At 42.2% G+C, this 14,674-nt stretch carries 12 protein-coding genes; 3 read left to right on the forward strand and 9 right to left on the reverse strand.

The genetic code is table 11. The annotated features are described in order from the left end of the window. Positions 1–110: 110 nt before the first annotated feature. Entirely contained in the window at positions 111–1,073 is a 963-nt protein-coding gene (rlmF, locus tag AC1DO4_RS19525; protein WP_477418852.1) for a 23S rRNA (adenine(1618)-N(6))-methyltransferase RlmF, read from the reverse strand. A gap of 72 nt (positions 1,074–1,145) precedes the next feature. Continuing rightward, positions 1,146–1,619: a pyrophosphohydrolase domain-containing protein gene (locus AC1DO4_RS19530; protein WP_477418854.1), complete on the reverse strand. Its 474-nt coding sequence runs from the start codon at positions 1,617–1,619 to the stop codon at positions 1,146–1,148. Positions 1,620–1,848: 229 nt separating this feature from the next. Between AC1DO4_RS19530 and AC1DO4_RS19535 the strand changes: the two genes are divergently transcribed. Beyond that, positions 1,849–2,220, forward strand: coding sequence for a hypothetical protein (locus tag AC1DO4_RS19535; protein ID WP_477418856.1), 372 nt, complete (start codon positions 1,849–1,851; stop codon positions 2,218–2,220). Positions 2,221–2,277: 57 nt separating this feature from the next. Here the strand turns inward: AC1DO4_RS19535 and AC1DO4_RS19540 are convergent, their stop codons facing one another. After that, on the reverse strand, positions 2,278–2,691 hold the full coding sequence (locus AC1DO4_RS19540) for a VOC family protein (protein WP_477418858.1): 414 nt from the start codon (positions 2,689–2,691) through the stop codon (positions 2,278–2,280). Between the two features lie 49 nt (positions 2,692–2,740). Then, the gene (locus AC1DO4_RS19545) at positions 2,741–3,184 is read right to left on the reverse strand and encodes a helix-turn-helix domain-containing protein (protein WP_477418860.1); all 444 of its coding nucleotides are present in this window, start codon (positions 3,182–3,184) and stop codon (positions 2,741–2,743) included. Positions 3,185–3,328: 144 nt separating this feature from the next. On the opposite strand from AC1DO4_RS19545, the gene AC1DO4_RS19550 reads away from it, so the two are divergent. Continuing rightward, a complete protein-coding gene (locus tag AC1DO4_RS19550) occupies positions 3,329–6,265 on the forward strand; it encodes a PAS domain-containing protein (RefSeq protein WP_477418862.1) in 2,937 nt (978 codons plus the stop codon). Between the two features lie 84 nt (positions 6,266–6,349). On the opposite strand, the gene AC1DO4_RS19555 is transcribed toward AC1DO4_RS19550, so the two are convergent. The 3 genes from AC1DO4_RS19555 to holA form a co-directional block, all read right to left on the reverse strand. Then, entirely contained in the window at positions 6,350–7,174 is an 825-nt protein-coding gene (locus tag AC1DO4_RS19555; protein WP_477418864.1) for a sulfotransferase, read from the reverse strand. A gap of 47 nt (positions 7,175–7,221) precedes the next feature. Continuing rightward, positions 7,222–7,785, reverse strand: a complete 564-nt coding sequence (gene cysC, locus AC1DO4_RS19560) for an adenylyl-sulfate kinase (RefSeq protein ID WP_477405031.1) — start codon at positions 7,783–7,785, stop codon at positions 7,222–7,224. A gap of 283 nt (positions 7,786–8,068) precedes the next feature. Continuing rightward, positions 8,069–9,091 carry a DNA polymerase III subunit delta gene (gene holA / locus AC1DO4_RS19565; protein ID WP_477418866.1) on the reverse strand — a complete coding sequence of 341 codons (1,023 nt, stop codon included), beginning with the start codon at positions 9,089–9,091 and terminating at the stop codon, positions 8,069–8,071. A gap of 356 nt (positions 9,092–9,447) precedes the next feature. On the opposite strand from holA, the gene AC1DO4_RS19570 reads away from it, so the two are divergent. Further along, complete coding sequence (locus AC1DO4_RS19570; protein WP_477418868.1) at positions 9,448–9,906, forward strand: type I restriction enzyme HsdR N-terminal domain-containing protein; 459 nt, start codon at positions 9,448–9,450, stop codon at positions 9,904–9,906. A gap of 12 nt (positions 9,907–9,918) precedes the next feature. On the opposite strand, the gene AC1DO4_RS19575 is transcribed toward AC1DO4_RS19570, so the two are convergent. Beyond that, positions 9,919–11,727, reverse strand: a complete 1,809-nt coding sequence (locus tag AC1DO4_RS19575) for a response regulator (RefSeq protein WP_477418870.1) — start codon at positions 11,725–11,727, stop codon at positions 9,919–9,921. A 98-nt stretch (positions 11,728–11,825) separates the two neighbouring features. Beyond that, positions 11,826–14,528 carry a valine--tRNA ligase gene (locus AC1DO4_RS19580; RefSeq protein ID WP_477418872.1) on the reverse strand — a complete coding sequence of 901 codons (2,703 nt, stop codon included), beginning with the start codon at positions 14,526–14,528 and terminating at the stop codon, positions 11,826–11,828. Between the last annotated feature and the right edge of the window lie 146 nt (positions 14,529–14,674).

A 14,674-nucleotide genomic window follows, 5' to 3' on the forward strand; every position in this document is an offset into this window, starting at 1 on the left:
GAATTAGTTGAATTATTAGAATTCTAAAATTCTGTAAATTCGTTAATTCGATGAATTCCGGTTCAGAAATCCTGTTCATCCTGCCTGATACTTAAAAGCTACCAGCTTAATTACTGCTTTTTTGCCCATTGTTGCCGGTCTTCGGGCGATTGAAAAGTCCAGGCCATTATCCTGCTTGCTTTTTGCCCCTGCGACATGTTAATGGTTTGCACTTCAATTGCACCAGCCTTTTGCAAAGCATTATACAAAATGCGCAGATTTTCTTTTTTTGATACCAGGGTAGTAAACCATAAGCATTGCTTGGCAAACCGGGTACTTTGAGTGGCCATTTGCTTTAAAAATGCTGCCTCGCCGCCAGGATACCAAAGTTCGGTATTTTGGCCGCCAAAATTGAGCAAGGGTTCTTCCCGGCCAACTTTAAGGCCAAGGTTGTTCCATTTACGTTTTGAGCCTTCGGCAGCTTCTTTAACAGACGCGTGGAAAGGCGGGTTGCATACCGTAAGATCAAACAATTCGCCAGGTTTTATGGCAAAAGTAAAAATATCGGCCTTATGTTTTTGCAGGCGAAGCTCGATGGCATTTTTCAGCTCATCATTTTTACTGATGATCTCCTGTGCCGATTGCAAAGCCTGTTCATCTATATCAACCCCAACAAAACTCCAGCCATATTCCTGGTGACCGATAATGGGATAAACACAATTGGCTCCTACCCCTATGTCCAATACCCTAACCTTTTTGCCTTTACGGATAACACCATCATTAGCTGCAGCCAAAAGATCGGCCACATAGTGGATGTAATCGGCGCGGCCGGGAATAGGAGGGCATAAATAACTTTCGGGGATATCCCAAAAGCTAATCCCATAATGATGCTTTAACAAAGCTTTGTTCAGCAATTTAACCGCCTCGGGATTGGCAAAGTTAATGGTTTGGCTATCGTATTTATTTACGGTTACAAAGGGCCTCAATTTGGGCGTAGCCTTCATCAGCGCCTTAAAATCATACCCCTCGCGGTGGCGGTTTCGCGGGTGCATAAATTCTTTAACTTCGGGTTGGTTTGGTGCTGATTCGGGCAAGTTATTGTACTTTAATTTATAAATTTAAAAATGGCAGTTTACTATTTAGCTTTAAGCTTTCGGCCTTCAGCTTTAAGCTATTACAATACTGCCCAAATTGGCGGGCGAGTAATTGATTGATTTAAGGGTTTTGTTATCTGCAGTACGGTATACCAGGAACAAGCCATCAATTTCCTTATAGTGCGACTCAGTATCCGCCGTATTGCGGTAATGTTCAATAGTCTGGTTGGCTTCCTCTATGGTTTTACAAGCCTTGCTCATGTTTGACCGGTGAACCTCGTCAAACAATTCCTTAAACTTTTGTCCGAGACCAAATTCCAGTACAGCGCCTGATAATACGTATTGCAAATCGCACAATGCATCGGCTATTTCAACCAGGTTATTGTCATTCACGGCTTGTTGCAATTCTTTCAACTCTTCGGCCAAAAGTTCTATCCGCAACTGGCAGCGCTCCTTTGACGGGATTTGCGGTGCTGCTATAATAGGATGTTTAAAAGTGCTGTGAAATTCGGCAACCTGGTTTAATGAGTTTAAATCTTTGATCATGGTTATCAGGAAATATCTAAGGCTGCTAAGTTATGAATAACCACAACGCTTTCAAAAAAACACAATTTAAAACAGATTGATAAAAATTGGGTTATATTATTTATTTAACAATCACTTAACATATAGTCGCTTTGTTAACATAAACATAATATTAAAATAGCTTTACATTAACTTACCTTTGTGCCGAAAATAAGTTCAAACTCAACCTGAATTTTCTCAAACGTTCTCTATGAAAAATAAAAAAGCAAAATCCCCTGAAAAAGAAGCCCGCAAAGCACTAAAAAATCAGTTAGCCGATAAGTTTACCGCTCAGCTAAAAGCTATCGTAAGCGAAGTTGAACCCAATCTTAAAAAAGCAACAAAGGCTATTGAAAAGACTGCCAGTAACTTAGCAAAAAAACTTGCTGCCAAAATAAGCGACAAAAAAGAAGCTCCTGCAAAAGCCGACAAAAAACCTAAAGTGGTTTCAGCCGAAGTTAAAGCCCCGGTTGCGCCCATTGCTAAACCAGCAGAAGTTAAAAAACCCGTTGCAAAAACCAGCGTCAAAAAAGTTGCCGCCAAACCGGTTGTTGCCAAAGAAGAGAGCTCGCCTGTAAAATAATTTCGTTTATTACGATTTTAATAAAATAACAAAATCTGGTTTTATGACCCGGCTTTGTTATTTTTGTTTTTCGCCTAAGGAGAACCAGTTGCCCGAGTCATCTTTAAACAAGGCTTCAAAACCATAAAACTCTTTTGTTGGTTCTTTTTTAAATTCAACGCCTTTGGCTTTCAGCTCTTCGTAGGTTGCCATCAGATCGTTACATTCAAATACGCCAAAACCAAAGGTACCCTGGCTTACCAGCGTACGCATTTGCCGTGCAGCTTCCCCTTTAAACATCATGCCTTCGGCAATGGCCATAAGCGATATTTCCAGTTCGGGTTGTTCGGGCGGGCATACGGTGAGCCAGCGCATTCCGGGGCCCATTGACGCATCGGTGTGCACTTTAAAACCAAGCTTATTAACGTAAAACTCAAAAGCACTGTCCTGGTCAAGAACAAATATGCTAACGTGGTTCATTTTTGTGATCATGTGGAATAATTTGTTTAAACCAAAGATGAACAATAAACCAGGCGCTTACTTATTGAAAATTGCTGTTTTTCATCCAACCATTTTCCTGCGCAAAACAATTGGGAATAAATTTTAATGGCGATTGCAACATATCAGCCAATCTTTTAAGTGCCTGTTGCTGGTAAGCGTATGGCGACAGATGAACAATTTTTTTAAACAAAGCCGAAAACGAACTGGCGCTGTCAAACCCTACAGCATAACAGGCCTGTGTTACCGGGGTGCCTTCCTGTAACAGCAAGCGGGCTTTTTCAATCCTTACCGATATCAGGTACTGGTGCGGCGTTTTGCCATAAGTTGATTTAAACAGGCGAATGAAATGGAATTTTGAGAAAAAGGCTTCATCAGCAATATCATCAAGATTAATCGGCTGGTGGTAGTAATCATCAATAAACAATTTGGCATGTACAATACGCCTGTATAAATATACCCTTGGGATTGATGCGGTGCCTGCCATGTCATTATATAAAAACCTGGGTAAAGATGAGGCAATTAGTTAAATTACTCAAACCGTACCCAGTAATTAATTTTTTTTAAAACATTTTCCTCTATAATAACATTATCCGTTTAGTATTGTTGTATCCATCTTTCTACAGCTTAAATGGCTTTAAAACATAGTTCTGCTTTACCTCCGGAAATGTTAAGGGTTTTTGAGACGTTACCTCAACCCTACCTCATTCTTTCGCCAGAACTATTTATTCTCACAGCCAGCAACGCCTATTTAAAGCTAACAGACAAAACAAGACTGGCGCTGGCAGAACAATACCTTTTTGATGTTTTTCCTAAAATTCCCGACTGGTCATCTGAAGATGGAGGCATTTGCTTTTCGCTTAATAAAGTATTAGAAACCGGGCAGCCGCATCAGTTGCCGGTAATGCGGTTTGATATACCCAACGCAGCCAACCCTTCGCAAATGGATGAACGTTACTGGAATACCGCACATACCCCGGTGTTTGATGCCGAAGGCGATATGAGCTACATCATTCATTATACCGAGGATGTTACCCAACAGGTAATTACCGAGCGAAATTTAAAGCAAAGCCTGGAAAAAGAAATAACTGCCGCCGCAAAAGCCCCAAATTTGAGCAGGCAAATGGAAAAGCTTTTGGAGGAGATCCCCGCGCAGATAGCCATAGTTACCGGCCCCAACCTGGTTTATGATTTCATAAACCCGCGGTATAAAAATGAGCTTTTTCCAAACCGCGAGGTATTAGGTAAGCCCTTGTTAGACGTTTTGCCCGAAGTAGGCGGGCAGCCCATTTTTGATGCCCTGCAGCATGTTTACAAAACCGGCGAAACCTTTACAGGCAACGAGATTTGTATCCCGCTGGCCAAGGAACCGGGCGGACCAATACAAGACCATTATTTCAACGTGTTTTACCAGGCCCTTAGAGATGAGAGTGGCAAAATAGTATCTGTCTTAAGTTTTAAATACGAAATAACCGACCTTGTTTTGGCAAAAAACCGCCAGGAACAAAACAAGCGGGACTTATTGACCGCAAATTTGGACCTGGCAAATGCCAACGAAGAGATACAGGCAACCAATGAGGAGATAAGATCAGCAAATGAGGAACTAAGCGCCGCCAACGAAGAGCTGTTCCAGTCGCAGCAAGATGTGCTTAAGCTAAATGATGAGTTGGAGGAACGGGTGGAATTACGCAATATTGAACTTTTTAATGCCCAAGCCGCAGCGGCCAGTCAGCGCGACAGGCTGAAAAGATTTTTTATGCAGGTACCTACCGGCATTTGCGTACTCGACGGCCCCGAAATGGTATTTGAACTGGTAAACCCGGCATACCAGCAGCTTTTCCCGGGCCGGGATCTGTTTGCCAAACCTATTATAGAAGCTTTGCCCGAACTGGCAGGCACCCCTATTATAGATATTTTAAAAAATGTTTACTATACCGGCAATACATTTGAAGGTAAAGAGCTATTAGTACCGCTGGCACGAACTGTTAACGGCCCGCTTGAAGACCGCTACTTTACGTTTATTTACCAGGCAAGATACGATGCTGATGGCACTGTTGATGGAATTTTGGGCTTTGCTTTTGAGATGACCGAGACCATACTTACCCGGCAAAAAGAAAAGGAGAACGAACAGCGTTTCCACTTTTTACTGAATGCAATGCCACAACAGGTATGGACAGCCCGCCCCGATGGTTATCTTGATTATGTGAACGAAGTTGTATGCGACGATTTTGGCCAAAGCATGGAAGAAATACTTGGCCGCAGTTTACAGGAATTTATCCATCCCGATGACAGGCTTATCAGTTCGCAAAAATGGAAGGCAGCTTTGCAAAACGCCGATGAATTTATGGTTGAGTTTCGCCTTAAATTTTATAACGGGCAATATATTTGGCATTTGGTGAGGGCTGTGCCCCTGGTAGAAAATGGGCAGGTAAGGCTATGGCTGGGTACCAACACCAATATCGAGATACAAAAGCATAACGAACAAAAGAAGGATGAGTTTCTGTCAATAGCCAGCCATGAGTTAAAAACACCGCTTACCAGCATTAAAGCATTTAACCAGCTGATGCAGCGAACAACTGATGCGCAAAAGCTCAACAGCTTTGTCCAAAAATCGGCAGCACATGTACTGCGGCTGGAAAAGCTGATTAACAACCTGTTGGATGTTACCCGCATCAATGCCGGTAAAATAGCCTATAATATGGAACCCTTCAGTTTCCTGGAGATGCTTAAAGATAGTATAGAAAGCGCTCAGCAGGCAACAACATCGCATCAGATCATTCTGGAAAAAGCCGATGATGTAACCTACACCGGCGATCGTTTCCGGCTGGAACAGGTAGTCAATAATTTTCTTAGCAACGCCATCAAATATTCGCCCGAGGCCGACAGGGTGATTGTAAATTGTACCCTGCATACCGATAACAGCCTCATTGTATCTGTTCAGGATTTTGGTATCGGCATTGAGGAAAAAAACCTGATGCGCCTGTTTGACCGTTATTACCGGGTTGATAATACCGCCATGCGTTTTGAGGGTTTGGGTCTGGGCCTTTTTATATCCGCCGAAATCCTGAAAAGACACCATGGCAGTTTCTGGATAGAAAGCGTACCCGGTGAAGGCTCAACCTTCTTTTTCAGACTGATGCTTGACCCCGCCAAAAAAACTGAACCCGTAATAGACGGCGACCGGTACTACCAGGACAGCACAATCACCCTTACTTATAACCAGGCGCGTAACCGCATAGATGCCGACTGGACCGGGTTTCAAAACCTGGAATCGATACAAAAGGGATGCCTTCGCATGCTGGATATGCTTAAAAAAAACAAAGTTCATAGCGTACTCAATAACAACATCCATGTACTTGGTAATTGGTCTGAAGCGGCAGACTGGAGCAATAACGAATGGTTCCCGGCTATGGAAAAAGCGGGATTAAGGTACTTCGCCTGGATTAATTCGCCAAGTGTTTTCAGCCAGCTATCTGCCCGGAAAAGCGTGGATACCCTGGTTGGCAAAATCGTTTTCCGTTTTTTTAACAATGTGGAACCGGCGATAAAATGGATAGATAGCAAGTAGCAGCAAGCTGCTCTTGTGGGAAACTTTGCATGTGGGGTACCGATCCTGACCAGCTGGCGAACGGCACGACCCGCCGGTTAGGGGTTAATCAATCATATACCCCTTAAGCTCCGCCTGGAGTTGCTTTGCAGTCGCAATTAATGATTTATCGGCAATGTAAGGCTCAATATCAACATCCTTACCTATCATGCCTTCTTTAAATACATCCTTAAACCTGAAATATTTTAACGAAAAATTCCAGTTATTTTTAAGGTGCGCAAAAACGTTGGCATCCTCTTTATTTAACATCGAATAATTAACCACTATAAAAGCATCGCGGCTTAATTTTTTAATACAATTTAGTATATCCCGGTTGTAGGTGATCCAGATTTTTAAAAACTCCTGGGCATAAGTATGACAAAATTCCTCAAGTCTCCGGCTTCGCCTGAATTTTAGCCATGCAAGTCGTGATAAATATTTACGGGCCAGGTATTTATTATCAACATACCTGAACTCGCGCCTCAGTAACGAGCTTATTACCGACTGGTAGTCGCGCAGGATGATAAGATAGCAGGCATCCGGGAGCAACTCTTTATAAACATCCAGGAACAGGCAGGTACGGGGATCTTTCCATCCCCATTGATCATATAACCGCTGCTTAACGTTAATAATGCTTTTAACTTTTTCCCGCTCGTAAATTGAAAAGGAAACATGTTCATCTGTTAAACCCGAAATTGGGAGCTGATGATTGGCAAGGATCTCTTCATGTATTTTTAAAAACTCTACATCTTCAAAGTGCCCTTCCACGTTTCCATGATTTGGCAAAGCCAGTCTTTCACCCAGCTGCATACCGCATTTGGAAAGCCAATGGGTAATAAGCGAGGTGCCAGAGCGGTGCATACCGGCAATAATGAGCGTTCTTTTTTGCATAAATTACAGTGGGGCAAATAACATAAACAATAATGTGACCGATAAGTTTAAACTTTACCGGCCATTTTATGCTGAGCCTTTTCAATAGGATGAAGATTATTCAGGATAAAGTACAATAGCGACGAGGTGCTTTGCGCTATGGTACTTTTACTTGTATTTATATACAAATCCGGATCATGGGGTACATCAAACTGGGCGTTGATGCCGGTAAGGTTGGTTAGCTTATCGGGGTGCCCATCTGGCAAAAAGGCTTTTTTGTACAACCCCTTTGTATCCCGGCTAATCAGTTTACTAACAGGACAATCAATGTGAACAATGTTTACATGCTCATACTTTTCGGCCAGTTCGCGGCGCAACTCATCGTAAGGATTTATGGCGCTCACTATAGTAACTATTCCGTGTGCCGAAAACCGGCTGGCCACAAAACCCAAACGCCGTATGTTTTCGTACCTGTCGGCTTTACTAAACCCCAGGTCGCGGCAAATTTCGTTGCGATATTCATCGCCATCAATTATCTCCGTTCTTATGCCCAGGTCGTTTAGTTCGATAGCAACATTTTTAGCCAATGTTGTTTTACCGGCTCCCGATAATCCGCAGAAAAGTAGTATCATAATTTAATAATTTATGTTTTATTACCATGACCGGAAAGCACTGCAGGTTGCTTTCGTTTAATGAACATAACGATTAAATCAGGGGTTAAATTATGTTACATTGTAAAGAGTTCTTTACAGATAAGTTAATAACCGAGTCGAAAGAGGCAGAAAAACCTTTAAATTGAGCTGTAAAGGGCGTTTTTGGGTTAAATGACAGCGCTACGTATAAAAGCATAAAAATGATACACCTAACAAAAATGTTACTTGTTTTTGGGATCACCCGGGCTGGTTTGCCCTGTTGTTAATGCAATATTTTAAACATCAGTTCCTTCATGAGTTCGCCGTGAGGGGCGTTTGATTCAACCCCTTTACTTTTCAAATCGTACTCGCGCAGGTAGCTGATAACCTGCATAGTTTTCTGATAGCTATAGTTACGACCGGCCAGTTCATAATCCTTTACAAAATAAGGGTTCACCCCCAACTCGCGGGCAACGTTTTGCTGCGATTTATCTTTTACATAATGATAAGCCAGCACCTTGCTAAAAAAGTTATTAAGGTTACCCAGCACCAATACAATTGGGTTGGCCTTGGGGTTAGCCTCAAAATAATTAATAATCTGGTTAGCCTTAAAAGCATCTTTTTTGCTTATCGCGGTTTGCAGCTCAAATACATTGTACTCCTTACTAATGCCGATATTATCCTGAATAAGTTTCAGGCTTATCTCCTGCCCGGCAGTTACATTCAGCATCAGTTTTTCGAGCTCATTTGAAATTTTTGAAAGATCATTACCCAAATACTCGGCTAACATAGCCGAAGCCTGCTGGTTTATTTTATATCCCTTATCGCTTATGAACCCTTCTATCCAGGCAGGAATCTTACTATCATATAAAGGGGCCGACTCAAATATAAGCCCGCTTTTCTCAATGGCTTTATACGTTTTTTTACGTTTATCAAACTTGCCGTACTTGTAGCAAAAAACCAGTATGGTGCTTGCCAATGGTTTTTCAAGATAGCTCAATAACGGGTCGATACCTTTTTTGCCGTCATCATCCTTACCCCATTTCATATCCTGGGCTTCCTTTACCATCACAACCTGGTAATCGGCCATCATGGGGTAGCGTTTGGCGGCATTAAGCACGGTCATCATATCGGTATCCTTGCCGTATAAAACAGTTTGATTAAAGCCTTTCTCGGCATCCGGAAGCAGGTGATGCTCGATATGATTACTCACCAGGTCGATAAAATAAGGCTCTTCGCCATGCAGCAGATACAGGGGCTTATATTTACGATTCTTTATATCTTTTAAAATCTCGGCTGCGGTCATCTTTTAAGTCAAAAGTAAAAATTCAAAAGTCAAAAATGACCTTCAGAAGCTATTAAAATTTTATTTATTAATGTTTTTATAGTTTTTGAACCTGGGAATCTGTCAAAAATAAATAAACCGACCGTCATTGCGAGGTACGAAGCAATCCCAAACTATGCAGATCGGATTTGCAAAGCTTCTCTGTAAGTCGGGGATTGCTTCGTACCTCGCAATGACGTATGGATATATGATTTATTCAAAATTAAAAATTCCAACCAGCAAAGCCGGTCTTTTATGGTAAATGTTGAAACTAAAGTTCAAAACCTGGCTGATGTTTCAGATATTCCTTTTTAATTTTGACTTTTTAATTTTGACTTTTGAATTTACCTCCGCTTAACCTTCCTCCCTACCCATTTAAAATAAGCGACGAGAACGGTCAGCTGTCATTGTTTGACGAGATCCGTAAAAAAACCATCATCCTTACACCCGAAGAATGGGTGAGGCAGCATTTTGTGCAATACCTCATCAGGCAAAAAAACTATCCGCGGTCGCTTATCAGGCTCGAAGGCGGCCTTAAACTCAACGGACTGCAAAAACGTACGGATATTGTGGTGTTTAACAGCGAGGGGAAACGGATATTAATTGTAGAGTGCAAGGCCCCATCGGTAACTATTGATCAAAAAACCTTCGACCAGGTAGCCCGCTATAACATGGTACACAAAGTATCGCTGCTGGCAGTAAGTAACGGCCTGCAGCACTACTATTGCAATATCGACCTGGAGAAAAGAGAATACAAGTTTATAGAAGAGTTGCCGGCATACAGCAAACCTGTTTAAAATCGCTTTTTCCTATGAAGCTACTGCCACCAGGCTTTGAATTTTAGCCAGCAGCTCATCGGGCTTAAATGGTTTGGATACATAATCGTTCATGCCGGCTTCATAAATTTTTTCCTTAAGATCAAACAAAGCCGAAGCTGTAAGCGCTATAATAGGGATATTTGATTTTTTAGGATCGGCCATTTTCCTGATCTCCAGGGTGGCGTCGAAACCATTCATAACCGGCATTTGCAAATCCATCAGTATAATATCAAAATTGCCATATTGCATCATCTCAATAGCCTGTACACCGTTTTCGGCAATGGTGGGTATAATATGCCATTTTGATAATAGCTTTTTCATCAGCATAACATTTACAATGTTATCTTCGGCAATAAGTACCCTTATACTTGATACCCCAGCGCCTTTTTCGTTGATCTTTATTGATGAGGGGATTGCTTTTTTCACAACTGGTTCTGTTGATACCGGGAACTCCATCAAAAACGAAAACTCGGAACCTACCCCTATCTCACTTTTAACATCCATGTGCAGGCCTTGCAAATCAAGCAATCTTTTTACAATGGCCAGGCCCAAACCCGTACCACCATATTGGCGGGTGGTGGTTAATGATTCCTGCGTAAATGGCTCAAATATGCTGTTAAGGTTATGTTCTTCGATACCGATACCGGTGTCTTTTATCAAAAATTTGACGATAACGGTATTATGCCGATCCTCAAAACAAGTAGCCTTAACCAAAACATTCCCTTTTGAGGTAAATTTTATTGCATTACTAACCAGGTTATAAATAATTTGGGCAATGCGTGTAGGATCGCCAAAAATTACTTTATCATTTAGTAAACAATCAACCTCCATTTCAAACTTCAACCCTTTTTCTGCAGCCTTTATCATCTGGGCGCCGCAAGTATTGTTCATCAGCTCGGCCAGGTTAAAACGGGTGTTTTCAAAAACAACCTTACCCGATTCTATCTTGTTAAAATCAAGCACATCGTTAACAATGGTAAGCAGGTTATTTGCCGAAAACTTTAGTATTTCCAGGTTTTCCACCTGGTCGTTCCGCGGATCGCTCATCAGCAACAAGTTGCTCATTCCTATCACGGCATTAAGCGGCGTACGAATTTCATGCGACATGGTTGCAAGAAATTCGGTTTTGACGTGAGTTGATTTTTCGGCCTTTTCAATTGCTGTTTCAAGCCTGGAGTTAAGGGCCTCGTGTTCGTCGCTGCTATCTTTAAGTTGTTTTATATTTTTTAAAAAGGCTGTATAAAACTGGCTGTGAATAAATATCAACAGTATAAAATTGGCAAACAGCGTAATAATAATGGTTGATTGATCTATCTTATCGGGCTTTATGCCTATCACATAACCCCTGGTAAATTCAATAACCATAAAGGCAAGTACCGGAACCGTATTCAATAAAGAATAAACCAGCCCCGCCTTTTGGCCAAGCATGTAATAGCTAAACACAATAACCATTATGATTACCTGTATAGCAACTATATTTACGCTTTGAACGGTTAAAAAAACAATACTGGCGTTAACTATAGTACCGGCGCTGAGCAGTAAATGCGAAATTAAACGCCAGTTGGGCCGGTAAGTTAAAAATTTAAATAATACAGCAATGCACACCATTAGTGCGGCAACAGTATAGACCAGCATCATTTGCCGCTCGAAATAAACGCTTATTAAAACAGCGCCTAAAGCTATAAATACAAGCGGAAAACCGTAAAAAAGCAGTCGAATACGTGCCTGATCAAGAAAAGACTGCTCCTTTGATAAAATTTTATAAATTGAAAAGTTAAAAAAGTTTACGTCTTTACTCATGATTAACTACAAAGCTGTTAATGCAGGATACTTAAAAGGCATAAACGTTACCGTCGCCTTTTAAGCATTATTGCCCTCACAGGTGGTTAACCATACAATTAACAAGCCAAATCAATCAAATTTTGTTCAATAATACCCAGTTTAGCCTCGGCATCAGCTTTTTTCCTTTGTTCAATTTCAATAACTTCGGGCTTGGCATTATTCATAAAACGCTCATTACCAAGCTTTGCATCTACCGATTTCAGAAACCCTAAAAGATATTCTTTCTCTTTCCCCAGCCTGGCGCACTCTGCCACCGGATCGAGGTTTTGGCTTAAGGGAATAAAAAATTCATCGGTTGAAGCAATAAAATTAACTGCTCCTGTAACCTTATCATCAACCTCGCTAAACTGGCTTATATTACCCAGTTTGGATATAATGGCTTGGTATTGCTGATAATTTACTCCCGAATTTGACTTGTAAAACAGCTCAAGCGCCTCTTTAGGCGAGATCTGTTTTGTGTTACGAATGTTACGGATTTGTGTAAGAACAAGCTGAACAATCTCCACCTCATTAATCAGCTGAGTATTTATTTCCCCAATGCTTGGCAATTGGGCAACAATACAACAATCCTTTTCTCCGCGTTCTCCCAATAATTCATCATGCCATAATTCCTCGGTAAGGAAAGGCATAAACGGGTGTAAAACCTTTAGTATATTTTCAAAATACCCAACTGTTGCTGTATAGGTTGCTTTATCAATAGGCTGCAGGTAAACAGGCTTTATCATTTCAAGGTACCAGGCGCAAAAATCGTCCCAAACCAGCTTGTAGGTGGCCATCAATGCCTCTGATAAACGGTACTGCGCAAAGTTGTCTTCAATCTCGCCCAGGGCCTGGTTAAACCTGCTGCCAAACCATTCAATAGCTATCTGGTTGGGGTTTGCCAGGCTTGCATCAACTTCCCATCCTTTTATCAGTTTAAAAGCGTTCCATATTTTATTGGCAAAATTACGGCCCTGCTCGCAGTAGCTTACATCAAACATCAAATCGTTGCCGGCAGGCGAGCAAAGCAGCATACCTACCCGCACGCCATCGGCGCCGTATTGCTCTATCAAATCCAGCGGATCGGGAGAGTTACCTAACGATTTCGACATTTTACGACCCAGTTTATCCCTCACTATACCGGTAAGGTAAACGTTTTTAAAGGGCGCCTGCCCCCTAAACTCGTGCCCGGCCATAATCATCCTCGCGACCCAAAAAAACAGGATCTCGGGGGCTGTAACAAGGTCGTTTGTTGGATAATAATAGTTGATATCGGCGTTGTTGGGGTCCTTAAACCCGTCGAAAACAGATATGGGCCATAACCATGACGAGAACCAGGTATCAACTACGTCGGGGTCCTGGGTTAAATCGGCAGTTGTAAGTTGTGAGTTGTGAGTCTTAAGTTTTGCTTCTGCTAAGGCCTCATCAACATTTTTGGCAATAACAAATTCGCCGTTTGGCAGGTACCACGCCGGTATCTGCTGTCCCCACCATAGCTGCCTGCTAATGTTCCAGTCCCTAACATTCTCCATCCAGTGGCGATAGGTGTTTATAAACTTTTCGGGAATCAGCTTTACCTCGCCATTTAACACATAATCAAGGGCTGGCTTAGCCATTTCGCTCATTTTGCAAAACCATTGCATAGATAGCTTTGGCTCAATAACAGCATCCGTACGTTCAGAAAAACCTATCTGCGATTTATAGTCCTCCACCTTTTCCAGGGCGCCTTCTTCATCCAACAGCAGAACAATTTTTTTACGCGCAATAAAACGGTCTTCACCAATCAATATTTCCGCTTTGTTGTTCAGGGTACCGTCGTCATTTAAAATATCAATAACCGGCAGGTTATGCTTTTGGCCAAGTTCATAATCGTTCAAATCATGAGCCGGCGTTACCTTTAAACAGCCGGTACCAAAATCCATGGTAACATACTCATCCAAAATAACCGGGATCTCGCGGCAGATGAGCGGGATAAATACCTTTTTACCATGCAAATGCAAATACCGCTCATCATTAGGGTTGATACAGATAGCCGCATCAGCCATAATGGTTTCGGGACGGGTGGTAGCGATGGTTAGATAGTGAGTGGTGAGTGGTGAGCGGTGAGTGGTGTCGTTTTTATTAACGCCCGACAACTCACTACTCACTACTGACAACTCACTACTCACTACTTCATACTTGATATAATAAAGCTTTTGATTAACTTCTTTACGGATAACTTCTTCATCGGATACCGCGGTTTTTCCCTGCGGATCCCAGTTCACCATGCGTACGCCACGGTAAATCCAGCCTTTTTTGTATAGATGGATAAAGGTATCTATAACGGCTTCGGATAGCTCCTCGTCCATAGTGAATTTGGTGCGGTCCCAATCGCATGATGCACCTAATTTTTTAAGCTGATCGAGGATGATGCCGCCATATTTTTCTTTCCACTCCCAGGCATAAGTTAAAAACTCGGGGCGGGTAAGGTCTGTTTTGCTGATGCCGCGCTCTTTAAGCATAGCCACAACTTTAGCTTCGGTGGCTATACTGGCATGGTCGGTTCCCGGCACCCAGCAGGCGTTTTTGCCTTTCATGCGGGCGCGGCGTACCAATACATCCTGAATGGTATTGTTCAACATATGCCCCATATGCAAAACCCCGGTAACATTTGGCGGCGGAATGACTATTGTATAAGGCTCGCGCTCATCGGGCACCGACTTAAAAAAATCGTGCTTTAACCAGTAACTGTACCATTTATCTTCGGTTTCTTTAGGCAAATATGTTTTAGCAATACTCATAACGCGCAAAAATAAGGAATTGTATGAATAGTTGACGGGCTTTTTTGGTTCGGGTTGCGGGTTGTTGGGGGCGGGTTGCGGGGAGCCAGGTTCGGGTTGCGGGGAGTGGGGGTCGGTTGTGTGGTTCGGGTTTCGGGGAGCGCGTT

It is taken from the genome of Mucilaginibacter sp. P5_A6, from assembly GCF_056400585.1.

Bases quoted from the DNA above. Each gene is read 5' to 3' on its own strand.
- AC1DO4_RS19550 (WP_477418862.1), top strand. From the start codon at position 3,329: ATGGCTTTAAAACATAGTTCTGCTTTACCTCCGGAAATGTTAAGGGTT.
- cysC (WP_477405031.1), bottom strand. From the start codon at position 7,785: ATGATACTACTTTTCTGCGGATTATCGGGAGCCGGTAAAACAACATTG.
- holA (WP_477418866.1), bottom strand. From the start codon at position 9,091: ATGACCGCAGCCGAGATTTTAAAAGATATAAAGAATCGTAAATATAAG.
- AC1DO4_RS19545 (WP_477418860.1), bottom strand. From the start codon at position 3,184: ATGGCAGGCACCGCATCAATCCCAAGGGTATATTTATACAGGCGTATT.
- AC1DO4_RS19540 (WP_477418858.1), bottom strand. From the start codon at position 2,691: ATGATCACAAAAATGAACCACGTTAGCATATTTGTTCTTGACCAGGAC.
- AC1DO4_RS19580 (WP_477418872.1), bottom strand. From the start codon at position 14,528: ATGAGTATTGCTAAAACATATTTGCCTAAAGAAACCGAAGATAAATGG.
- AC1DO4_RS19555 (WP_477418864.1), bottom strand. From the start codon at position 7,174: ATGCAAAAAAGAACGCTCATTATTGCCGGTATGCACCGCTCTGGCACC.
- AC1DO4_RS19535 (WP_477418856.1), top strand. From the start codon at position 1,849: ATGAAAAATAAAAAAGCAAAATCCCCTGAAAAAGAAGCCCGCAAAGCA.
- AC1DO4_RS19530 (WP_477418854.1), bottom strand. From the start codon at position 1,619: ATGATCAAAGATTTAAACTCATTAAACCAGGTTGCCGAATTTCACAGC.
- AC1DO4_RS19575 (WP_477418870.1), bottom strand. From the start codon at position 11,727: ATGAGTAAAGACGTAAACTTTTTTAACTTTTCAATTTATAAAATTTTA.